The sequence below is a fragment of the Rhodococcus erythropolis NBRC 15567 genome (assembly GCF_001552595.1).
Classification (GTDB): Bacteria; Actinomycetota; Actinomycetes; order Mycobacteriales; family Mycobacteriaceae; genus Rhodococcus_F; species Rhodococcus_F erythropolis.
This window is the reverse complement of the sequence record NZ_BCRM01000001.1, coordinates 212,328-232,682: the sequence shown is the minus strand read 5'-3', so window position 1 is coordinate 232,682 and position 20,355 is coordinate 212,328. Positions and strand designations below refer to the sequence as shown.

General features: G+C 62.7%; 20 protein-coding genes. 8 read left to right on the top strand and 12 right to left on the bottom strand.

Annotated features, from left to right (window positions below):
• Positions 1-2: 2 nt before the first annotated feature.
• The 9 genes from paaK to RE4_RS01000 all read right to left on the bottom strand — a co-directional run bounded on the left by paaK (position 3) and on the right by RE4_RS01000 (position 7,655).
• Positions 3-1,304: a phenylacetate--CoA ligase PaaK gene (gene paaK, locus RE4_RS01040; protein WP_019745754.1), complete on the bottom strand. Its 1,302-nt coding sequence runs from the start codon at positions 1,302-1,304 to the stop codon at positions 3-5.
• A gap of 41 nt (positions 1,305-1,345) precedes the next feature.
• A complete protein-coding gene (paaE, locus tag RE4_RS01035; protein WP_060937830.1) occupies positions 1,346-2,425 on the bottom strand; it encodes a 1,2-phenylacetyl-CoA epoxidase subunit PaaE in 1,080 nt (359 codons plus the stop codon).
• Positions 2,426-2,429: 4 nt separating this feature from the next.
• Positions 2,430-2,888, bottom strand: coding sequence for a 1,2-phenylacetyl-CoA epoxidase subunit PaaD (gene paaD / locus RE4_RS01030; RefSeq protein ID WP_044480149.1), 459 nt, complete (start codon positions 2,886-2,888; stop codon positions 2,430-2,432).
• Between the two features lie 50 nt (positions 2,889-2,938).
• Positions 2,939-3,856, bottom strand: a complete 918-nt coding sequence (gene paaC, locus RE4_RS01025; protein ID WP_042953177.1) for a 1,2-phenylacetyl-CoA epoxidase subunit PaaC — start codon at positions 3,854-3,856, stop codon at positions 2,939-2,941.
• Positions 3,857-3,884: 28 nt separating this feature from the next.
• A complete protein-coding gene (gene paaB / locus RE4_RS01020) occupies positions 3,885-4,202 on the bottom strand; it encodes a 1,2-phenylacetyl-CoA epoxidase subunit PaaB (RefSeq protein ID WP_020909477.1) in 318 nt (105 codons plus the stop codon).
• Complete coding sequence (gene paaA / locus RE4_RS01015) at positions 4,199-5,167, bottom strand: 1,2-phenylacetyl-CoA epoxidase subunit PaaA (RefSeq protein WP_060937829.1); 969 nt, start codon at positions 5,165-5,167, stop codon at positions 4,199-4,201. The genes paaB and paaA overlap by 4 nt, the downstream gene beginning before the upstream one ends.
• 92 nt (positions 5,168-5,259) lie before the next feature.
• On the bottom strand, positions 5,260-6,045 hold the full coding sequence (locus tag RE4_RS01010; protein WP_020971122.1) for an enoyl-CoA hydratase/isomerase family protein: 786 nt from the start codon (positions 6,043-6,045) through the stop codon (positions 5,260-5,262).
• 27 nt (positions 6,046-6,072) lie between these two features.
• Positions 6,073-6,930 carry a 3-hydroxyacyl-CoA dehydrogenase family protein gene (locus tag RE4_RS01005; RefSeq protein WP_060937828.1) on the bottom strand — a complete coding sequence of 286 codons (858 nt, stop codon included), beginning with the start codon at positions 6,928-6,930 and terminating at the stop codon, positions 6,073-6,075.
• Positions 6,927-7,655: an enoyl-CoA hydratase/isomerase family protein gene (locus RE4_RS01000; protein ID WP_003943217.1), complete on the bottom strand. Its 729-nt coding sequence runs from the start codon at positions 7,653-7,655 to the stop codon at positions 6,927-6,929. Before RE4_RS01000 ends, RE4_RS01005 begins: the two co-directional genes overlap by 4 nt.
• 107 nt (positions 7,656-7,762) lie before the next feature.
• Here RE4_RS01000 and RE4_RS00995 point away from each other — a divergent pair, with 107 nt between their 5' ends.
• The 4 genes from RE4_RS00995 to paaI all read left to right on the top strand — a co-directional run bounded on the left by RE4_RS00995 (position 7,763) and on the right by paaI (position 11,258).
• Positions 7,763-8,374 carry a TetR/AcrR family transcriptional regulator gene (locus RE4_RS00995; RefSeq protein WP_060937827.1) on the top strand — a complete coding sequence of 204 codons (612 nt, stop codon included), beginning with the start codon at positions 7,763-7,765 and terminating at the stop codon, positions 8,372-8,374.
• Positions 8,375-8,462: 88 nt separating this feature from the next.
• On the top strand, positions 8,463-10,505 hold the full coding sequence (paaZ, locus tag RE4_RS00990) for a phenylacetic acid degradation bifunctional protein PaaZ (protein WP_060937826.1): 2,043 nt from the start codon (positions 8,463-8,465) through the stop codon (positions 10,503-10,505).
• A 6-nt stretch (positions 10,506-10,511) separates the two neighbouring features.
• Positions 10,512-10,823 (top strand): EthD family reductase, encoded by a 312-nt coding sequence (locus RE4_RS00985; RefSeq protein ID WP_003943191.1) that lies wholly within the window; start codon positions 10,512-10,514, stop codon positions 10,821-10,823.
• Positions 10,824-10,889: 66 nt separating this feature from the next.
• A complete protein-coding gene (gene paaI, locus RE4_RS00980) occupies positions 10,890-11,258 on the top strand; it encodes a hydroxyphenylacetyl-CoA thioesterase PaaI (RefSeq protein ID WP_050794025.1) in 369 nt (122 codons plus the stop codon).
• An 18-nt stretch (positions 11,259-11,276) separates the two neighbouring features.
• Here paaI and RE4_RS00975 read toward each other — a convergent pair whose 3' ends face one another.
• The gene (locus tag RE4_RS00975) at positions 11,277-13,112 is read right to left on the bottom strand and encodes a CocE/NonD family hydrolase (protein ID WP_238076623.1); all 1,836 of its coding nucleotides are present in this window, start codon (positions 13,110-13,112) and stop codon (positions 11,277-11,279) included.
• Between RE4_RS00975 and RE4_RS00970 the strand changes: the two genes are divergently transcribed.
• Entirely contained in the window at positions 13,035-14,174 is a 1,140-nt protein-coding gene (locus RE4_RS00970) for a cation:proton antiporter (RefSeq protein ID WP_029256509.1), read from the top strand. The genes RE4_RS00975 and RE4_RS00970 overlap by 78 nt on opposite strands.
• Here RE4_RS00970 and RE4_RS00965 read toward each other — a convergent pair.
• On the bottom strand, positions 14,158-14,919 hold the full coding sequence (locus tag RE4_RS00965; RefSeq protein ID WP_021331716.1) for a DUF2127 domain-containing protein: 762 nt from the start codon (positions 14,917-14,919) through the stop codon (positions 14,158-14,160). The two genes, RE4_RS00970 and RE4_RS00965, sit on opposite strands and share 17 nt — an antisense overlap.
• A 75-nt stretch (positions 14,920-14,994) precedes the next feature.
• On the opposite strand from RE4_RS00965, the gene RE4_RS00960 reads away from it, so the two are divergent.
• From RE4_RS00960 to RE4_RS00950, 3 genes are all read left to right on the top strand, one after another.
• Positions 14,995-15,801 carry an alpha/beta fold hydrolase gene (locus tag RE4_RS00960; RefSeq protein WP_060937825.1) on the top strand — a complete coding sequence of 269 codons (807 nt, stop codon included), beginning with the start codon at positions 14,995-14,997 and terminating at the stop codon, positions 15,799-15,801.
• Between the two features lie 106 nt (positions 15,802-15,907).
• Positions 15,908-17,281, top strand: a complete 1,374-nt coding sequence (gene gabT / locus RE4_RS00955; protein WP_060937824.1) for a 4-aminobutyrate--2-oxoglutarate transaminase — start codon at positions 15,908-15,910, stop codon at positions 17,279-17,281.
• 17 nt (positions 17,282-17,298) lie between these two features.
• Positions 17,299-18,735, top strand: a complete 1,437-nt coding sequence (locus tag RE4_RS00950) for an aldehyde dehydrogenase family protein (protein WP_060938235.1) — start codon at positions 17,299-17,301, stop codon at positions 18,733-18,735.
• Here RE4_RS00950 and RE4_RS00945 read toward each other — a convergent pair.
• Positions 18,711-20,243, bottom strand: coding sequence for a PucR family transcriptional regulator (locus RE4_RS00945; protein WP_255246876.1), 1,533 nt, complete (start codon positions 20,241-20,243; stop codon positions 18,711-18,713). The two genes, RE4_RS00950 and RE4_RS00945, sit on opposite strands and share 25 nt — an antisense overlap.
• Positions 20,244-20,355: the final 112 nt, after the last annotated feature.

The window sequence follows — 20,355 nt, the reverse complement described above, 5'->3', positions numbered from 1 at the left end:
TTTCAGTCCTTCGGACGTTGGTCGATCAGACGACGCGCTTTGCCGATCGAGCGTTCGAGTCCGCCGGGTTCGAGAACGTTTACCTCGACCGTGACACCGATCTTGTTCTTCACCAGCTTCTGCAATGCAGACGACGCTGCCGCATGGTCCGAAATTGCCGCGTCGGGGCGAGCCTCGACGCGCACTGTCAGGGTGTCCATACGACCCGGACGCTCCAGCACACACTGGAATTGAGGCGCGAGGGCGGGGACGGTCAGGATCAGTTCTTCAATCTGTGTGGGGAACAGATTGACTCCACGCAGGATGATCATGTCGTCGGTCCGGCCGGTGACCTTCTGCATCCGTCGCATCGAGCGCGCCGTCCCGGGCAACAGACGGGTCAGGTCCCTGGTTCGGTAGCGAATGATAGGCAGCGCTTCCTTGGTGAGCGAGGTGAAAACGAGCTCACCTTCCTCTCCGTCCGGCAGCACCTCACCCGTGACCGGGTCGATGATCTCCGGGTAGAAGTGGTCTTCCCAGATATGGAGCCCGTCTTTGGTTTCCACACATTCCATTGCCACGCCCGGGCCCATGATCTCGGAGAGTCCGTAGATGTCGACGGCGTGCATGTCGAGTTGTTGTTCGAGCTCGGTACGCATCTGTTCAGTCCACGGCTCCGCTCCGAAAACTCCAACCCGCAGCGAGGTTTTCGAAGGATCAATACCCTTCTTGATCATCGCATCCACGATGGTCAACATGTACGACGGCGTCACCATGATCGCGTCGGGTTCGAAGTCCTCGATCAGTTGGATCTGCCGCTCGGTCATGCCACCGGACATGGGAATGACCGTGCAGCCCAAACGCTCCGCACCGTAGTGTGCTCCCAACCCGCCGGTGAACAGACCGTACCCGTAAGCCACGTGCACCTTGTCCGAAGACCGCACGCCGCCGGCCGAGAGACTGCGCGCGATGAGATCGGCCCAGTTGTTCAGGTCGTTGCTCGTGTACCCCACCACCGTCGGGCGACCGGTGGTCCCCGAAGACGCGTGAATTCGCGAGACCTTGTCCTGGGGCACCGCAAACATCTTGAACGGATAGTTCTCACGCAGATCCGCTTTGGTGGTGAAGGGGAACTTCGCGAGATCGCTCAGATCCTTCAAGTCGCTCGGGTGGACGCCGGCGTCGTCGAAAGCTTTGCGGTAGTGCGGAACATTGGTGTACGCGTGCATCAGTGACCATTGCATCCGCTCGAGTTGGAGCGTCGAAATGCGGTCCCGGCTGGCAAATTCGATTTCTTGCGAAGTAGCAGTGGCGAGTTCGGTCATGATTGTCTCCGGTGGGCTCAGTGAGGGCGCTGTGCGGGCGGTCAGGCGTCGAAATCGACTGTTATCTGTTCACCGACAGGAAAGGTCTGGCAGGTCAGCACGAAACCCGCGTCGACTTCGTAGTCTTCGAGTGCGTAGTTCCTGCGCATCTCGACATCACCGCAGGTGACCTTGGCGCGGCAGGTTCCGCACACTCCGCCCTTGCAGGCGAAGGGCAGATCCGAGCGGTACTGTTCGGCCGCATCGAGAATCGACTGGTCGCGTGGCAACGTCGCGGTGGTCGATCGACCGTCGAGAGTAATAGTCACCTCGCTGCTCGGTCCGACAATTCCGCGCTCACGATGCACCGCGACCGGCGGAGCGACGTCGTCGACGTAGAACAGCTCGTGATGGATGCGATCCTTGGCAATTCCCAAGCCGGCCAGCACTTCCTGGGCGTCGTTGACCATCCCGAAGGGGCCACACAACCAGAATCCGTCGACTTGGTCGTACGGCACGAGAGAGGTGAAGATCTCACGCAACCGGTCGGCGTCGAGACGGCCCGAGAACAACTCGACCTCTCTCGGCTCGCGAGAGAGAATGTGAATGACGTCCAGGCGTGCACCGTACCGGTCCTTCAGGTCGGCGATTTCTTCGGCGAACATCACCGAACGAGTGCGCCTGTTCCCGTACAGCAGGGTGACATCGGCCTCGGGGTTCGCCAAAAGTGTTGCAGCGATGGAAAGCATGGGCGTGATGCCTGAGCCCGCCGCGATCAGAACGTGCCGTCCACCCAGTGCAGGATCGGCGACAAAATTGCCCGAGGGGCCCTGGACGTCGATTTGATCCCCGGCCTTGACGTCGCGCACCAACCAGGTGGAGAAGAGTCCGTCTGCTACTTCGCGAACCCCCACACGTGGAGACGCCCCGACCGGTGCACAGATCGAGTAGGAACGACGGTGTTCGACGCCGTCGATCATCCGCCGCAGTGTCAGTGACTGCCCGGCGCCGAAATCGAATTGATCGGCGATATCGGCAGGCACGTCGAAGGTGACGGCAACTGCGTCGTCGCACAGTGATTCGACACCGGCAACCGTCAACGGGTGAAAGGGTTTGTTCCGGTTCGTCGTTGCGGTACTCATCTGTTCAGATCTCCTTCACGTGATCGAACGGCTCGAGGCAGTCGAGGCAGCGATACAGCGCTTTGCACAGGGTCGCACCGAATTCCGAACTCAGTCTGGTGTTTGCCGAACCGCACTGGGGGCAGAGGATGTCGCGGGGCTTGGCCGTCAAGGTCAATGCGATCGGCCCCGAGGTGCGGCGCGGCGCTGCCCCCGGCACCGAGTACCCAGCCGTTCGAAGTTTCGCGAGCCCCTCCTCGCTGATCCAATCCGAACTCCAAGGCGGCGACAGTTGAGTCTTGATCTGGACGCTGCCGTATCCCGCATCGTTCAGCTTGTGCTCGATGTCGTCTCGCATCGTCGCCATCGCGGGACATCCGGAATAGGTGGGAGTGATTGTCACACAGACGAAGTTCGCTTCGACGTCGACCGATCGGATGACGCCGAGGTCGGCCAGAGTAAGCAGTGGCATCTCCGGATCCATCACCGAGGCGACGATCTCCTGCGCGGAAGAGACGGTGGTGGCAGCCACGGTCACCACACCCCTTCCGGGTGCTCCCGAGCGACGCTCTGCATTTCGGCAAGAAGAAGTCCCAGCGCCCCGGTGTGCAGTCCGGCACGTCCGCCGCGGCCTCCGACGAAACCGGAGAAACGTGAAGGCGGCTCTTCCATTTCGGCCGCATGGAGGACCTGGGCAAGAACAGCGTCGAACTCCGGCCGAACAGTACGCGGATCCACTCCGACGCCAACTTCTGCCAAAACGAGTTCGTCCTGAGTGGGAACAAAGAGTTCGTCCACGAACGGGAAGATCTCGAGCAAGGCGTCGGCCGTCCGACGCTTGGATTCTGCCGTGCCGGCGCCCAAGGTGACGACCCATCTTGCCGCGTAGTCGCGGTGATAGGTCAGTTCCTTGACACCTTTGTTCGCCACAGCTGCGAGAACCGGATCGCGCGACGTGCGCAGCCGATCGAACAGCGCCAGCCGCCAGGTCGAGAACACGAGTAGCCGAACGACCGTGTGCGCGAAGTCGCCGTTGGCGAGTTCCACCAGTCTCACGTTGCGGAAACCGAACTGATCACGAAAGAAGGCGAGCGCATCTTCGGCCGGCACCGGCGACGTATCCGAGATGAACGGAACCACAGTGGAATCGGCTGCTGCCGCGCGAGCCAGCAGCAGCCTGGCCTGCCCGATCAAGTCCAGGCCGACGTTGGCGAGAGCTACCTCTTCTTCGAGTTCCGGTGCTCGCGTGGACCATTCGGCGAGTCGTTGCGAACTGACGAGCGCGTCGTCACCGAGCATGAGGCAGTAGCGCGCCAGCGCACCGAGATCGACATCGCCTGGCACCGTGGTGTCGACTCCGGCGAGGGGGTCGTCGAAGCTTGTTCCGAACGCCCACTGACCGTGGCCGTCACCGTCGACCAGGCCGTCGTAGGCACTGTCGTGATCGTTCATCTGATGGTCCTCGAAGTCGAAGTGATTCTCACATGTGCGGAACGGAGTCCGGGATGTCGTAGAAGGTCGGGTGCCGGTAGACCTTGTCGCCGCTCGGCGCGAAGAACGGATCCTTTTCTGCCGGACTCGAAGCCACGATTTTCGCGGATGGCACGACCCAGATACTCACGCCTTCGTTACGTCTGGTGTAGACGTCGCGCGCGTGGCGTAGCGCCATCTGGTCGTCTGCCGCGCGCAGGGATCCGACATGCACGTGGTTCAGTCCGCGCTTTCCCCTCAGAAATACCTCGTACAAAGGCCATTCGCCCCGCACCTGATCGCCCTGTACCTGATCGTTCTCGCTCATGATGTTTCCCCAGTCGTGCGATCGTGCGCGAGTCTCTCGCGCTGTGCAAAGGCGTGGGCGGCGTCGCGAACCCAGGCCCCGTTGTCGTGTGCGGCTTTCCGATTGGTGATCCGCTCGACGCTCGCCGCTCCGTTGCCGCGGACCACATCCATGAATTCGCTCCAGTCCGGCTCGCCGAAATCGTGTGCGCCACGCTCGGGGTTCCAGCGCAGGTCGGGATCAGGGAAGGTCACACCGAGGACCTCGGCCTGCGGTATCGACATGTCCACGAATCGCTGCCGCAGTTCGTCGTTCGTGTGCCGCTTGATGCGCCACTTCATCGACTGCTCGGTGTTCGGCGATTCGTCGTCCGGCGGTCCGAACATCATCAGAGCGGGCCACCACCATCGGTCGACGGCTTCCTGCACCATCGCACGTTGAGCTTCCGTGCCGCGCATCATCGTCGCCAACAACTCGAAGCCTTGCCGCTGATGGAACGATTCCTCCTTGCACACACGGATCATCGCGCGCGCATACGGCCCGAAGGAGCTGCGGCACAGCGGAACCTGATTGCAGATAGCGGCTCCGTCGACCAGCCAGCCGATCACACCCACGTCGGCGTAGGTAAGCGTCGGATAGTTGAAGATCGAGGAGTACTTCTGCTTTCCCTCGATCAGTTTGGTGGTCAGATCGCCACGATCGGCACCGAGCGTCTCGGCCGCGGAGTAGAGATACAGACCGTGCCCGGCCTCGTCCTGGACCTTCGCCATCAAGATCGCCTTGCGTCGCAACGAAGGCGCACGGGTGAGCCAGTTTCCCTCGGGCTGCATTCCGATGATCTCGGAGTGGGCATGCTGGGCAACCTGACGAATCAGAGTCTTGCGGTAGCCGTCCGGCATCCAGTCGCGAGGCTCGATGCGCTGGTCTGCCGCGATCGTCTCGTCGAACAGGTTCTGCAGGTCTTGTGGAGCTTCCACGTTGGTCATCGTACCTACCTTTTATTACCGAATGATCGGTTGGTAACTAGTATGCACCGAGGTGTCCCAGCGCACAAGAGAATCTTTCGACGCACCAGAAATCAGCGGCCCTCGAAAACCGGCTTCTGCTTCGACAGGAAAGCCGTGACCGCGCCTTGATGATCTGCCGTCGAACCCAGCTCCACCTGTGCGTTCGCCTCGGCCTCCAGCGCCTGGGAAAGCCCAGGAGCAACGGCACGGATCAGCGATTTCACGTGGGCGAAGGCCGCGGTGGGTCCGTCGGCAAGCCGACGCGCGAGTACCCGAGCCTCAGCTGCGACGTCCTCGTCGGCCACCACGCGATGAACCAAGCCCCACTCCAGTGCGCTCTGCGCGTCGAACTTGTCGCCGAGCAACATCAGGCCACTGGCACGGCTAGGTCCGAGCGCGTGCACGAGCGCATGACTGAGCCCGGAGTCACTGGCCAGACCGATGCCGGTGAATGCCGTCGCAAAGCTCGCGCGAGCCCCCACGACCCGGATGTCTCCGGCCAACGCGATTCCCAACCCGGCCCCGACGCAGGCGCCGCCGATACCCACCACCACCGGGACAGAGAGCGTCGACAGCGCCGTGACGATGGGGTTGTAGTGTGCGGCGACGGTGTCCATCGCGTGCGCCGGATCAGCATCCAACGCTGCCGCGTGCTCGCCCAGATCCTGACCGACGCAGAAGTTCTTGCCTTCGGCGAGAATCAACACCGCTCGAACGCCTGCGTCCGCGCGGACCTGCAGCAACGCTTCGAGCAGCTGAGACTTCATTTCGCCGTTGACGGCATTGGCTGCCTCAGGCCGGTCGAGAGTGATTGTCGCCAAACCTCGCTCGATCTCCAAGCGGATCACGTCAGTCATCGATGTTCCTTTCGCAGGCAGTTCGGTTCAGCTCCATGTGTGAAAACCCTGTCCCGTCTTGCGCCCCAACTCGCCGCGAGCCACCTTCTCTCGCAGCAATGCTGGAGGAGTAAATCGATCACCGAGAGTGCTCGCGAGGTGTTCGGCGATCGCCAGGCGCACATCCAACCCGACCAGATCTGTCGAACGAAGCGGCCCCATCGGATGCCGATACCCCAATTCCATGGCCCGGTCGATCGATTCCGCGTCCGCCACACCTTCTTCGAGCATGTGGATGGCTTCGAGCCCGAGACCGACGCCAAGCCGGCTGGTTGCAAAACCAGGTGAGTCGTTGACGAGCACCTCGGCCTTGCCGAGCATCGACACCCATGCCCGTACCGAGTCGACAACCTCGGGGCGGGTCTGAGGCGCCCGGACGATCTCGACCAACAGCGACGCCGGGACTGGATTGAAGAAGTGCATACCGATGAACCGGCTCGGATCCGTCAGCGCTGCGCCGAGTTCGGCGATCGACATGGAACTGGTGTTGCTGGCGATCACGGTGCGTTCTCCGGCAACGGTTTCCGCAGCGGCGAGCACCTCGACCTTGAGGGCCGCGATTTCCGGGACCGCCTCGACGATCAGGTCGAGCGACGGGGGTAAGGAGCTCACTGCGCCTACGACGTTCACGCGCGCGAGGACCGTCGCGGGATCCTGGTCGCCGAGTTTCCCTCGCTCGTGGGCGCGGTCGAGGCCGGTGGAAACACGCTGTAACGCTGCCTCGGCGTCGCCGCTCTCCGCGATGGTGACCGCCCCGCCGAGACCGGCGAACACCTGGGCGATACCTGCACCCATACGTCCACCGCCGATGACTCCGACGGTCTTCGGTGCAACTGCTTCAGTCATGATTTCTTCTCCAGGAAGGCCGTCATGCGATCACGCTTGTCCGAACTCTCGAACAGGACAGCTTGGGCGATGTCGTCGGCAAACGGATGCGATCCCGGCGCGTCGACAATGATCTTCGTCAATCGCAGTGCCAGCGGGGACAGTCGGGAAATACGGTCGAGCAGCCGATGCGCTGCATCGACATGGCAATTCGGTTCGGTCACCTCGACAACCAGGCCCGCTCGTAGCGCCTGCTCGGCGTCGAGGTTCCTGGCACCGAGGAGCACTTGCTTCGCGATCGAGACTCCGACGAGCTTCGGCAGCCGATAGCTGGCGCCGGCGGCTGCCATTATGCCGAGATTGGGCTCGGGATTACCGAAGACCGCCGTCGTTGTCGCGACGCGAATGTCACAGGCGTAGGTCAACTCTGCCCCGCCGCCGAGCGCATAGCCGCTCACGGCGGCCACGGTGGGCAGCGGGAGCTTTCCGATACGGTCGAACAGGGTCCGGTTGATACCCGCAAACGCTTCCTCTCGTCCGCGCTCTCGGAGCTCCGCGATGTCAGCGCCGCCCGCGAAGTGGTCTCCGCGCCCGGCAAGCAGGAGCAGCTTCGGATCCCGTTCGAGGCGTCCACAAACCTGATGCAGTTCGTCGATCATTTCCGCGTTGATCGCGTTGCGTTGCGCGGGCCTGTCGAGGGTGACCACGACGCGATCCTCGCGCTCGTCCACGTGCAGGGTGTTCACATTCGCTCCTTCTCGCTCTCTTACATTAATAACCGAACATTCGGTCGTTTGACAAGGGTGAAAACGAGGTTGGTGCACAGCTTTGCCCGAACTGAGAAGATGGGGGCATGACTACGGCACGCCCCACTCGACGCACCGGCCTCCCCGGACGTCCCGGCTACGACCTCGATTCGCTCTTAGCCGTGGCTGTAAAGGTGTTCAACGACAAGGGCTACGACGGCGCCAGCATGGAGGTGCTCGCCAAGAAGCTCGGCATCACGAAGTCCTCGATCTACCACCACGTGTCCGGCAAGTCGGAACTTCTCGAACTCGCACTTTCGCGTGCCCTCAACGCCCTGTTTGCGGTCACGACCGAAGAAGGCGCCACCACCGGTCCGCACATCGACCGGCTCGAATACCTGGTCCGGCGCAGCGTAGAGGTGCTGGTCGCAGAGCTTCCGTACGTCACCCTGCTCCTGCGCGTCCGCGGCAACACGACGGTCGAGCGGGCCGCGCTCGCCCGTCGACGCGAATTCGACAACTTTGTCGGAGGCCTCGTCTCGTCCGCCGCAGCGGAGGGAGACCTGCGCCCGGACATCGAACCGGCCCTCGCCAGCAAGCTGATGTTCGGCACCGTCAACTCACTGATCGAGTGGTACAAACCCCGAGCGGGCGAGTCCGTCTCCGACATTGCCGACGCGGTCGTCGCCGTCACTTTCGACGGACTTCGCAAGGCCTGATTCCAGGCAGTTCTGCCGAATCCTTGACAACGCGGCGTTACCGGGCGATCGTAATTACCGACCGAACGTACGGTGAGATGGAGTTGTCGTGAGCAGACTGTTGGAAAGCTATGTAGCCGGTCGCTGGTACGCCGCACCGGACGCAGGTACCCCGTTGCCGAGCGCAGTGGACGGATCGGAGGTGGCCCGGATCTCCGCAACCGGCGTCGACCTCGCCGAGATGGTTACGTACGCACGCGAGGTCGGCGGGCCTGCACTGTCTGCGATGACCTTCCATGAACGTGCCGGCGCGCTCAAGGCTCTCGCCCTCACATTGATGGCAGGAAAAGCCGAGTTCTACGCACTCTCCACTGCCACCGGCGCGACGACGCGAGATTCCGGCGTGGACATCGACGGTGGATTCGGAACCCTGCTGAGCTACGCGAGCAAGGCTCGGCGCGAATTGCCCGACAGCACAGTCTTTCTGGATGGAAACGTCGAAGCTCTGGGCAAGGGCGGAACTTTCCTCGGGCAACACATCTATACGTCACGCCGCGGCGTCGCCGTACAGATCAACGCCTTCAATTTCCCGGTGTGGGGGTTCCTGGAGAAGCTGGCACCGGCATTCATCGCGGGTGTGCCGTCCATCGTCAAACCTGCCAGTTCCACGGCATATCTCACCGAACTCGTCTTCCGGCGCATCATCGAATCAGGCTTGCTCCCGGAGGGCTCCGTCCAACTGCTCTCCGGTAGTGCACGGGGCCTCCTCGATCACCTCGGCGGGCAGGACTCAGTGGCATTCACCGGATCCGCCGACACCGCCGCAACGCTGCGTGCTCACCCGAACGTCGTCGGCAAGGGCGTCCATTTCAATGCCGAGGCCGATTCACTCAACGCGTCGATCCTTGGCGAGGACGCCGTACCAGGAACGCCCGAATTCGATTTGTACGTCAAACAACTCGTCACCGAAATGACAGTCAAGGCGGGTCAGAAGTGCACGGCGATCCGGCGCGCCCTGGTCCCGGTCTCGCTGGTCGACGCCGTTGTCGATGCCGCATCCGAGCGACTGAACAAAGTGGTCGTGGGACACCCCGATGCCGACGGCGTCACGATGGGAGCTCTCGCCAGCATCGAACAGCGTGACGAAGTCTTGAAATCCATTCGCGGTCTGACGAAGTCGGCAACTATCGTATTCGGAGACCCGGACAACGTCGACGTGGTCGGTGCCGACGGCCAGTCAGGAGCCTTCCTTTCCCCTGTCCTTCTCCGGGCGGAAGAGAATGCGCACGAGGTACACGAGCTGGAGGCCTTCGGACCCGTCAGCACCGTCATCGGATACGACAGCATCGATCATGCGATCGAACTCGCGGCCCGTGGCGAGGGAAGCCTCGTCGCCTCGGTGGTCACTGCCGACACCGACATCGCACGTCGACTGGTGCTGGGCCTCGCAGCTTTTCACGGCAGAGTGCTCGTCCTGAACCGCGACGACGCCAAGGAATCCACCGGCCACGGCTCTCCCCTTCCAGTCCTCGTACACGGCGGTCCGGGCCGTGCCGGCGGCGGTGAGGAGCTGGGTGGCATCCGCGGAGTTCTACACCACATGCAGCGGACGGCCGTGCAGGGCACACCCGACGTGCTCACCGCGGTCGGCGAGCGCTGGTTCACCGGGTCAGCGCGCACGACCGGATCCGAACATCCATTCCGAAAGAGTCTCGCCGAGTTGAAGATCGGCGACACCGTTGTCGGCGGTCCGCGCCAGGTCACACTCGCAGACATCGATCATTTTGCAGAGTTCACCGGTGACACCTTCTACGCACACACCGATCCGGTGGCCGCAGCGGCGAACCCGCTGTTCGGCGGCATCGTCGCACACGGCTATCTGGTTGTCTCACTCGCTGCCGGTCTGTTCGTCGACCCGGCTCCCGGCCCGGTTCTCGCGAACTTCGGCGTGGACAGCCTCAGGTTCCTGACCCCGGTGAAAGCCGAAGACAGCCTGACGGTCACCCTCACAGCCAAGACCATCACACCTCGCAGCAGCGCCGACTACGGTGAGGTTCGTTGGGATGCCGTGGTGACGAACCAGGACAACGATCCGGTCGCGACATACGACGTCCTGACTCTGGTAGCCAAGACTCGCCCCGAAGGGAATTGAAAGCACATGACCTATCGAGTAGCAGTATGTTACGGACGCCCCACCGATCCGGAGGCTTTCGACAAGTACTACAACGAGATCCACGTCCCGCTCGCCAGCGCAGTGCCAGGACTCTCGGACTTCACGTTCAGCAAGTGCTCGACGCTTGACGGCTCCGATCCAGTCTTCTACGCCGTCGCCAACCTGGTGTTTCCCGATCTCGAGACGATGCAGAGCGGCCTGAAGTCCCCGGAGATGGGCGCCGCTGGAAAAGATGTCGCAAACTTTGCCACCGGCACAGTCGACATGTACGTCCAGGAAGTTGTCTCGGTCCTCTAGACCCCTGCAATTCTCCGATCCCACAGGAGTTGTCTCGTGAGTACAGGAAGCATCACCGCCAGAGAGATGTTCGACGCGGACCAGGCGTCGCAGGCACTCGGTATCGAGATTTCCGAGCTGGCGCCCGGTAGCGCAACCGTGACCGTCACCGTGGGCGAAACCATGGTGAACGGTCACGGAATCACACACGGTGGTTATGTTTTCCTGCTCGCGGACACCGCGTTTGCGCTCGCCTGCAACGGCTACGAGGATTCAGCCGTTGCAGCGCGCGCGGACATCCGATTTCTACGTCCGACCCGTCTGGGCGACACCTTGACCGCGATCGCCACCGAGAAGGCACGAGGCGGTCGAAGTGGGATCTACGACGTGACCGTTCGCAACGGCGACACCGTCGTGGCCGAGTTCCGCGGCGACAGTCGAACCATCACCCGCTGAAATTCAGCCCACGGTGTTTCAGCTCACGACGGGAAGTTCGAGGGGGCCGGAACCGTCGGCAAAGATCGTCACCGGCATACCTTGCAGTCCCCCACGGAAACTGATGTCACCACCGGTGATCGCGAGACGCACGGAATGCCCTGGCTCGAATCGATGCACTATCGCCGGCATCGTCACCGGGACCGGCTGGGACGGATCACTGATGCGTATGGGCGCAATCAGTCCGTTGATCAGCGAGGAAGTTCCGTCCGGGGCCACGTCGTAGAGTTTCGCGAACACCACCGGCTGTCCGGGCGCCGCAACACGCAGCGTCACAGTGGGGGCTCCCACCACGTCCATCGCCTCGGTCATCGGCGCAGTGGTCCAGAGCGCCTCGGTTCCCGGAATCTGTGCATTCGGAATGTTTCCGGCCGGATTGATATTGAGCGGCTCGACGCCTGTCGGCAGCCCACCCGGTGCCGTGACGATCGTCTTCGGACCAGGTATCACCGGCGTGCCGTCCGGCAGCAGTCCCCCGTCAGCGGACAGATGGAAGGCGCGGGCGGTCCCGACATCGACGGTGTCGGACGTCGCGTATGCCGGCGCCGCGTTTCCCTCGTAGTCGATCCAGTTACGGAAATACGCGAATTCCGGTCCTGTCTCCGTGTTCTCGTCCTTGAGGTAGTGATCGAACCAGTCCATGAAGCGACCGGTTTCGTATTGCGCGTCTTCGTCAGGAGCGGAGAAGCTGAATTCGCCGGGCGCAGCGGCCAAGTGGCTGTGCCCCCACGAATGCCAGATCATCTTGGCATCGACGCCACGATCCTTCAGCGCGTCGTAAGTCGCGGTTGCCTCGTTCAGATCGAACAGGGTGTCCTGTTGTCCCTGAGCAAGCAGTACCGGAATGTTGATCCGGTCGACGAACGACGAGACCGACGACGCTCGGAGCTCACTCACTACCTGCGGTCCGATGTCGCCGGTCACGACCGCCTCGGCGATCGCGTTGCACATGTAGGGGACGTAGTTCGGGCAGCCGGGTAGCCGTGCGGGATCCGCGATGTAGCCGTCCACACCGGGATTCGCGATGCCCGCGCCGAAGAGCAGCGATGCAAAGAGCACCTTCGCAGCTCCCGGCTCCGCTGTCGACACACCGGAGATGATTCCCGTGCTGTTGGGCGCCAGAGAATACGAGAGATCGTTCCAGGTGATCATGGGGATGATCGTGTCGATACGGGGATCGACACTCGCGGCGGCGAATTGAATGCCGCCGCCGTAGGAGCCACCCGTCATTCCGACCCGCGGGTCGTTCGTCGACGGTGCACCGGTGTGATCGACGGAGTCCTGTACCACCGCGGTGAGCGCCGGATAGGGCTGCGTCAGAGCCTGATCCGTGAAGGCAATCCCTTCTTGGCCGCCGAGGAAGCTGACCAACTGGGAGGCGGCGACGCCGTCGTACGCGGGAGAATCAAGTGTGATCTTGCAACTCGAGCCGCCGAAACCCAATCCCGAATACGTCAGTCCGACATACCCGTTCTCGGCGAAGTTCTGCAGAGCGGGAATCTGGTCCTTGTACGAACCACCGAACCCGTTGGTGGTCAGGATCGCGGGCGCTGGGTTGTCCGCATCGACGCCGTCGGGAACAAAAAGTTCACCGACGACGGTGCAGGGCGTCGAGAGTTCAGGCCCGACATCGACCGAGAAGTACAGCAGCTGTGACGAATACGAGCCGTTCGGTGGACGAGAACACCGGCATCCCTGCAAAGATCGCTCCCTCGACAGTGACGTCGTAGGTCGTCGATGACCTTCGGCATCCTTGCCCTCGTCGCGCTGGCCGGCATCCTCGGTCCGCTGCTCGGCGCTCGCGTCAGTTGGCATGTCCCCGTGGTGGTCGGCGAACTTGCCGCGGGCGTCGTCTTCGGTGTCACCGGTTTCGGGCTGCTCGACTCTTCGGACCAGACTTTCACGTTCCTGGCCGATATCGGGTTCGCGCTCACGATGATGGTGGCCGGCTCACACGTCCCGGTCCGCGATCCGGCAGTTCGTGCGGCAATCGGCAAGGGTGCCGTTCGCTCGGTTGTCGTCGGACTCCTGTCGGTGGTTGCCGGCTACGGTGCGGCGACGGCATTCGGCACCGGTCACGCCGCGCTGTACGCGGTCCTGATCGCGTCGTCGTCCGCGGCGTTGATTCTCCCCATCGTCGATTCGCTGGGGCTCGGTGGAACCTCGGTTCTGCAGATGACTGCCCAGGTCGCGATCGCGGACACCGTCTGCATTGTCGCGCTGCCTCTGGTGATCGATCCGGACAATGCCCCTCGTGCCGGTGTCGGCGCATTGGCGGTGGCGGCGTGTGCGGTTGCCTTGTTCTTCGTACTGCGAGCCTTCCACCGGTCCGGCCATTGGCGAAAGCTCCACAAATTCTCGGAGAAACGAAAGTTTGCACTCGAACTCCGGATCAATCTGGTGATCCTCTTTTCTCTGGCAGCGCTGGCCTCCAGCACTCACGTGTCGATCATGCTCGCGGGCTTCGCCTTCGGACTGGTCCTGGCCGCAATCGGTGAACCCCGCCGCCTCGCCAAACAACTCTTCGCGATCACCGACGGCTTCTTCGCGCCCCTCTTCTTCGTCTGGTTGGGAGCGGCGATCAATCTGCGCGACCTCGTCACTCATCCGTCCGCCATCTGGCTCGGATTGGTCTTGGGCGGAGCAACTCTCGTGGTTCACGCCGCGATACGCGTCCTCGGTCTTCCGCTCCCGCTCAGCGTGCTGTCCGCCGCACAACTGGGAGTACCGGTTGCCGCAGTGACGGTGGGCACTCAATTGGGGGTGATGGGCGACGGTGAACCCGCAGCCATCCTCCTCGCCGCCATGATCACGATCGGGGCAGCAACACTGGCTGGTGCTGCCGCGTCGAAAGCCGGTCTCACGAAGCCTGTTTGACCGCGGCCCGCTCCACCGTCATCAGGCTCTCCTCCGAATGTTCGGCGTGATACGCCGCGCCACCGCCGCGGACACCGAATAGCCGCTTGCTCCAGATCAGCCACACGACGGCGGCGACGTTCACCAGCAGCAGCCCGGCCCTCAACCACGTGATCTTCTCGGTCAATTCGTAGATTTCGAGGGGCAGGAACAAGCTGGTCGCCACCACTGCGAAGTACTCGCCCCAGCGTTTGACCATCCACAGCCCGACGGCCTCGATCACTTGCAGGCCGGCGTAGACCAACAGACCGACCGCGATCCAGGTGAGCGTCGTCGCCGACAACGAAAACGCCTGCTCGATGTGATGGACCAGTTTGGAATCGTCGATGTTCCAACCCAGCTGGCGGGCCAATGGTCTGATCAACGGCAATTCGTTCTCGAAGGCGTCCTCGACGCGCCCCTTCGACGATCTGAGTTTGAACACCCCGATCGCCAGAAGAACCAACCCCAGAGCGCGGAACATTCTCTCGGTGGCAAGAAGTCGCATGATCAACCGGTCGCGAAGCAGCCGTCCCCGCGGAACCTCGGGAGCGGCGTCCGCCGGCCCGGACGCTCGCGGCGCTCCCGGGACGAAGTTGCCGCAACGTAGGCACCGCCATGCCTGGCCCACCGCAGTGTCCACATGAAGTCGATCCCGCAGCTCAGGTTCGTCCGGAGCGTAGGTCTCGTGACCGTGCCAACTGCACGAGCGCAATGCGAAGTCCACGGGTGAACTCTATGCCGCATATGCCCGGTAGCGTGGATACCCGCTGACCGTGCACTTCGAACGACGAGGATTCCGATGACAACCACCAAGATCGAAACCCGGCATGGCGTCATGGCAGTCGACGACAGTGCCACCGCTGGTTTCCCGGTTGTCTTCATCCACGGAAACTCGGCCAGCCGCTCCGTCTTCCGTCATCAGGTCGACGCCGGCTGGGCGGGCGACTACCGCATGATCACTCTGGACCTGCTCGGCCACGGCGACTCCGAGGACGCGAGCGAACCCGAAGCCGCGTACACACAGAACGGTTACGCCGACGCCATCGTCGATGTTCTGACCGAACTCGGCGTCGAACGAGCGGTTGTCGTCGGGTGGTCGCTCGGCGGACACATCGCCCTCGAGTTGATCGCGAAATTCCCCGGGCTCACCGGAATCGTCATCACCGGTACGCCACCGGCAAATCCCGAGACGCTCGGCGACGCATTCAATGCCGGCGACGGATTGTCCATCGGCGGCACCGAGGTCATCACCGCGCAGGAAGCCGAACTCTACGCACGGATGACCGCCGTTCCCTTCGAGCAGTCTGCCCTCGACGCCGCGATACGCACGGACGGGCGCGCTCGCAAGATCATGTTCGACGCATTCGGCGCCGGCCGCGAATCGGATCAGAAGGCTCTGGTTGCAACGGCGTCTGTGCCACTCGCGGTGATCGACGGCGCCGAGGACCCGTTCGTGAACACCTCGTATGTCGCGTCGTTGGCCTTCGCGAATCTCTGGGAGGGCACCTACCACGTGATTCCCGGTGTCGGGCATGCAGCGTTCTGGGAAGCACCCGAGATCTACAACCCTCTGTTGCAGCGGTTCCTCGCCAGTTTCGCGAAGTAACTAGCTGGACGCGGCGTCCTATGAGATAGAAGCCACTCGACAATCCGGCCATGTCCGGTCTGTTAATCGCCGTCCTACAGTTCGGAAAACAACTGGAGGCACTGCGATGACCATTCTCGAGCACGGCACGGAAACGTGCACCGGTGGACCGACCCTTCCCCAGGTACGACGCCTCGTCACCGAAGTGCCTGGCCCCAACTCACGCACTTTGGCGAAGCGCCGGAGCGCCGCACTGCCGGCCGGACTGACCAGCGGATCCAGCATTTACGTAGCTGCAGCGGGCGGAGGAGTTGTCGTCGACGTCGACGACAACTCGTTCATCGACTTCGGCAGCGGCATCGCCGTGACCACCGTCGGAAACAGTGCGCCGCGCGTGGTCGAACGCACCACACGCCAGCTCAGCCAGTTCACCCATACGTGTTTCCTCGCAAACCCCTACGAGGGGTACGTCGAGGTCTGCGAAGCGCTCAACCGCCTGACCCCGGGAGATCACGAGAAACGTACAGCGCTGTTCAACACCGGCAGCGAGGCGCTCGAGAACGCCGTGAAATACGCACGTGCCGCGACCGGTCGCCCGGCAGTTGTCGTCTTCGACCACGCATTCCACGGTCGCACGTTGATGACCATGACGATGACGGCCAAGAACCAGCCGTACAAGGCCACATTCGGCCCGTTCGCACCAGAGGTCTACCGGGTTCCGATGGCCTACCCCTACCGTTGGCCGAGCGGCCCCGAAAACGCTGCCGACGAAGCATTCGCCCAATTCCGTCTTGCGATCGACACTCAGATCGGTGCCGAATCGGTAGCCGCTGTGGTCGTGGAACCGATTCAGGGTGAGGGAGGTTTCATCGTTCCCGCTCCGGGATTCCTGAAGCGCATCGCCGAATTCTGCCGTGAGCGGGGCATTCTCGTCGTCGCGGACGAGGTCCAGACCGGTATCGCTCGAACCGGAGCCTGGTTCGCCAGCGAGAGTGAGGACTTCGTCCCCGACATCATCACAACTGCAAAAGGTCTCGCCGGCGGAATGCCACTCGCCGCCGTGACCGGCCGTGCCGAAGTCATGGACGCCGCGCATCCCGGTGGTATCGGCGGTACGTACAGCGGCAATCCCGTGGCCTGCGAGGCCGCCCTGGCAGTTTTCGAGACGATCGAGGTGGAAGGCCTCCTCGACCGCGCAAAGGACATCGGCGAAATCCTGACCACAGGGCTGTCCGAAATCGCTTCGGACACAAATATAATCGGCGACATTCGTGGACGCGGCGCCATGATTGCAATCGAGCTGATCCACGACGAAGACAAGGCTCCCAATCGCGAGGCCGTCGCCCAGATCGTCAGCTACGCCCACGCGCACGGCCTACTTCTCCTCGCTGCCGGCACCTACGGAAACGTCGTTCGATTCCTCCCGCCGCTGAGCATCTCCGACGAATTGCTGGCCGAAGGACTGGGCATCCTTCGCGACGCTGTGACAGCAGTCCGATGAGCGTCGACAGCAGTCCGATGAGCGTCGTTGTTCACAGCTTGATCGGCGGAGCTTGGGTCACGGGTAGCGAAGGCACACTGACGGACACCAACCCGGCTCGCCCCGACGAAGTTGTCGCCACCGGAGGCCGCGCCGGCGCATCTGAAATGGCGACCGGTGTTCGCGTCGCCCGCATCGCCGCGAACGACTGGGCGCGCCTACCGATGTCCGCACGCGGCGCATACCTCACTCGCGCAGCGGAAATCATCGAAACCAACGCCGATGCCTGGGGCGAAGAACTCACCCGCGAAGAGGGGAAAACGCTGGCCGAGGGTATCGGAGAAGTGCGCCGGGCTGCGCAGATTCTGCGTTACCACGGCAACGCCGCAGACCGCGAGTCCGGGACGGTGTATTCCTCCCCACGTAGCGGCGAGCAAATTCTTGTCACTCGCAAACCTCTCGGCGTGGTAGGCGTCGTCACGCCGTTCAACTTCCCGATCGCGATCCCGGCGTGGAAGATTGCGCCCGCCTTGGTATACGGAAACACTGTTGTCTGGAAACCGGCTGCCGCGGTGCCCCTTCTGGCCTTCCGTCTCGCGCAGGCATTGACCGAAGCGGGCCTACCCGATGGCGTCCTGAACATGATCCTTGCCGACAGCGCGGCAGGTGAAGCGCTGGTCGACCACCCGGACCTCGACGCCGTCACCTTTACCGGTTCCACCGGCGTCGGCCGAAGAATCGCGGGATCTGCTGCAGCGCGCGGAGTTCCGGCCCAGGCGGAAATGGGTGGAAAGAACGCAGCCATCGTACTTGCCGACGCAGATCTCGAGCTTGCAGTCGAGCAGGTCATGTTGGGAGCATTCCGGTCAACCGGCCAGAAATGCACGGCCACTTCGCGTCTGGTGCTCCACGAATCCATCGCCGAGGAATTCTTGGCGAGGCTGACCGTCGAGGTCGAAGAATTGAGAGTCGGAGATCCACTCGATCCCGACGTCACTACAGGTCCTGTGGTCAGCGCATACGCACAGCAAACGATCATCGAGGGAATCGATCGAGCCGTCGGCGGCGGCGCCAGAGTTGTGGCCAGCGCCGAAGCGCCGGAATCGGGCCACTACGTCCGGCCGACGGTGCTGGAACTGTCGGCGAGCACCGAACTATGGTTCGAGGAACTTTTCGGCCCGGTGCTTGCGGTGCAGCGGGCAGCAACAACTGCAGACGCATTCCGCTTGGCGAACGAGGGCGAATTCGGTTTGTCCGCAGCGCTGTTCACTCAGGACCTGACCAGCGCACTTGCCGGTATCGATGACCTGGACGTGGGGATCCTGCACGTCAACTCGGAATCGGCAGGCGCTGATCCTCACGTACCTTTCGGCGGTGCGAAGAAGAGTGGATACGGGCCCAAGGAACAAGGCGACGCGGCGCGGGAGTTCTTCACTCACACCACCACCGTCTATCTCAGGGGCGGCCGAGCGTGATCTGAATTCGATTCCGCCTGCAGCAGTTCACGAGCTTTGAGTGCGATCCACAACTCGGACCGTGTGTGGGCGGAATCGAGATCTCGGCCGATCAACTCGGCGGCCTTGTCCATGCGGTTACGCAGCGTGTGCCGGTGAACACCCAACTGCGTTGCAGCGGACTCCCATTGTCCATTGTGGTGCAGGAACGCTTCGATCGAGTCCACCAGACGGGAACCGTTCTCGGCATCGTAGCCTTCCAGCACACCGAGGCCGCCGGCCGCGATCGACTGCAGAACATCGTTCGACTGCACACTCAACAAGAGACTGAAAGTCCCGAGTTCCGAGAACGGAACGAGCGTGTGTCCATCGACCTGCCCCACTTTGGCAGCAGAGACGGCCTCGCGCAGACTCGCTGCTACACCGCTCATCGGCCGGACGCTACCGATTCCGCCGTTGATACTCCGGCGTGAATTCTCCCGCACTCTCGCATACACACTGCGCGCGACCTTCTCCGCAACTTCACTTTTCACGACGAACCACACGCCGGTGCCGTCATTCAGTGGAGCCAACAGGTACGGCACCGCCACTTCTTCGAGGGCCGCTGAAGTGATATCGGTTGCCGCCAGCAAAGGCCCGACATCGGTCAAGGCAGTTGCAACCACCGGGGATCCGGATTCGAATCCGAAGTACCGCAACAGACTTTCGTCTACTTCGCCGCCAGCCTGGCGCACCATCGTCGCGACCGCCAACCTCAGCCGTTGTTCGGCATCGACAACCCGCAACGGCTTGGCGAGCTCGATGGTCAACAGCAACACCGCGTGGCCGACCAGCAGTCGTTCGGACTGATCCAAGGCAGCATCGGACGCCACCGCCAGCGTGCCGCTCACGGCAAGCTTGTGAATGGCCAGATGGCCGTCGTCGTCCACCACGACCCGGCTGCGCTCCTTGCCTGATCGCCCCCTGATGCGTTCGGGCAGAGACGAACTCGCACTTTCCGTCAGAGCGAGCACCGCTCCGTCCCGATCGAGAACGCACACTGCTGCGTGAACCGCTCGACCCAGTGCAGCGATCAGGGCCGGCACTCCGTCGAGCAGGGCACGCGCCAACTTCTCCTGGGCATCGACCACCGCCTGCACCGTTCGTATCTGGTCGGCGGTCAGCTCGTCGATCACGGCCCGCGAGATGGCGATGAACGGCGTCTCCTTGGCGACGGAAAGCACGGCAAAACCCAGTTCGTCGCCGGCCCTGATGATCGCGTTCGGCACCTTCTCGTGCACGGTGCCGGTGTCGAATGCCAGTGCCACGGCGCCGGTCCGCGCAATGCGCTCGACGTACTCGTACTGCTTTGTCGCCGATCGCGAAAGGTGCAGCCCCGTCGTCATGACAAGCTCTCCACCGGCGAGCCATCGACTCGGATCCTGCAACTCGATTGCGTGCGCCCAACTGATCGGCAGATCGACGTGGCCATGACCTGCAACAACCGAGAGACCGAGAGAGTTGGTAGCCGCCAAGCGCCGGACAGTCATCGGCATTACCGGAACCTCCGAAGGCAGTGGACAGAACTGACAGTCTTCAGTTCCAATTTGTACATCAGGTCCATGTTCTGGATCACACGACGAGCTTAGCGTCTCTCCGAAA

Bases quoted from the DNA above. Each gene is read 5' to 3' on its own strand.
- paaK (WP_019745754.1), bottom strand. From the start codon at position 1,304: ATGACCGAACTCGCCACTGCTACTTCGCAAGAAATCGAATTTGCCAGC.
- paaE (WP_060937830.1), bottom strand. From the start codon at position 2,425: ATGAGTACCGCAACGACGAACCGGAACAAACCCTTTCACCCGTTGACG.
- paaD (WP_044480149.1), bottom strand. From the start codon at position 2,888: ATGGATCCGGAGATGCCACTGCTTACTCTGGCCGACCTCGGCGTCATC.
- paaC (WP_042953177.1), bottom strand. From the start codon at position 3,856: ATGAACGATCACGACAGTGCCTACGACGGCCTGGTCGACGGTGACGGC.
- paaB (WP_020909477.1), bottom strand. From the start codon at position 4,202: ATGAGCGAGAACGATCAGGTACAGGGCGATCAGGTGCGGGGCGAATGG.
- paaA (WP_060937829.1), bottom strand. From the start codon at position 5,167: ATGACCAACGTGGAAGCTCCACAAGACCTGCAGAACCTGTTCGACGAG.
- RE4_RS01010 (WP_020971122.1), bottom strand. From the start codon at position 6,045: ATGACTGACGTGATCCGCTTGGAGATCGAGCGAGGTTTGGCGACAATC.
- RE4_RS01005 (WP_060937828.1), bottom strand. From the start codon at position 6,930: ATGACTGAAGCAGTTGCACCGAAGACCGTCGGAGTCATCGGCGGTGGA.
- RE4_RS00995 (WP_060937827.1), top strand. From the start codon at position 7,763: ATGACTACGGCACGCCCCACTCGACGCACCGGCCTCCCCGGACGTCCC.
- RE4_RS00985 (WP_003943191.1), top strand. From the start codon at position 10,512: ATGACCTATCGAGTAGCAGTATGTTACGGACGCCCCACCGATCCGGAG.
- paaI (WP_050794025.1), top strand. From the start codon at position 10,890: ATGTTCGACGCGGACCAGGCGTCGCAGGCACTCGGTATCGAGATTTCC.
- RE4_RS00970 (WP_029256509.1), top strand. From the start codon at position 13,035: ATGACCTTCGGCATCCTTGCCCTCGTCGCGCTGGCCGGCATCCTCGGT.
- RE4_RS00975 (WP_238076623.1), bottom strand. From the start codon at position 13,112: ATGCCAACTGACGCGAGCGCCGAGCAGCGGACCGAGGATGCCGGCCAG.
- RE4_RS00960 (WP_060937825.1), top strand. From the start codon at position 14,995: ATGACAACCACCAAGATCGAAACCCGGCATGGCGTCATGGCAGTCGAC.
- gabT (WP_060937824.1), top strand. From the start codon at position 15,908: ATGACCATTCTCGAGCACGGCACGGAAACGTGCACCGGTGGACCGACC.
- RE4_RS00950 (WP_060938235.1), top strand. From the start codon at position 17,299: ATGAGCGTCGTTGTTCACAGCTTGATCGGCGGAGCTTGGGTCACGGGT.
- RE4_RS00945 (WP_255246876.1), bottom strand. From the start codon at position 20,243: ATGACTGTCCGGCGCTTGGCGGCTACCAACTCTCTCGGTCTCTCGGTT.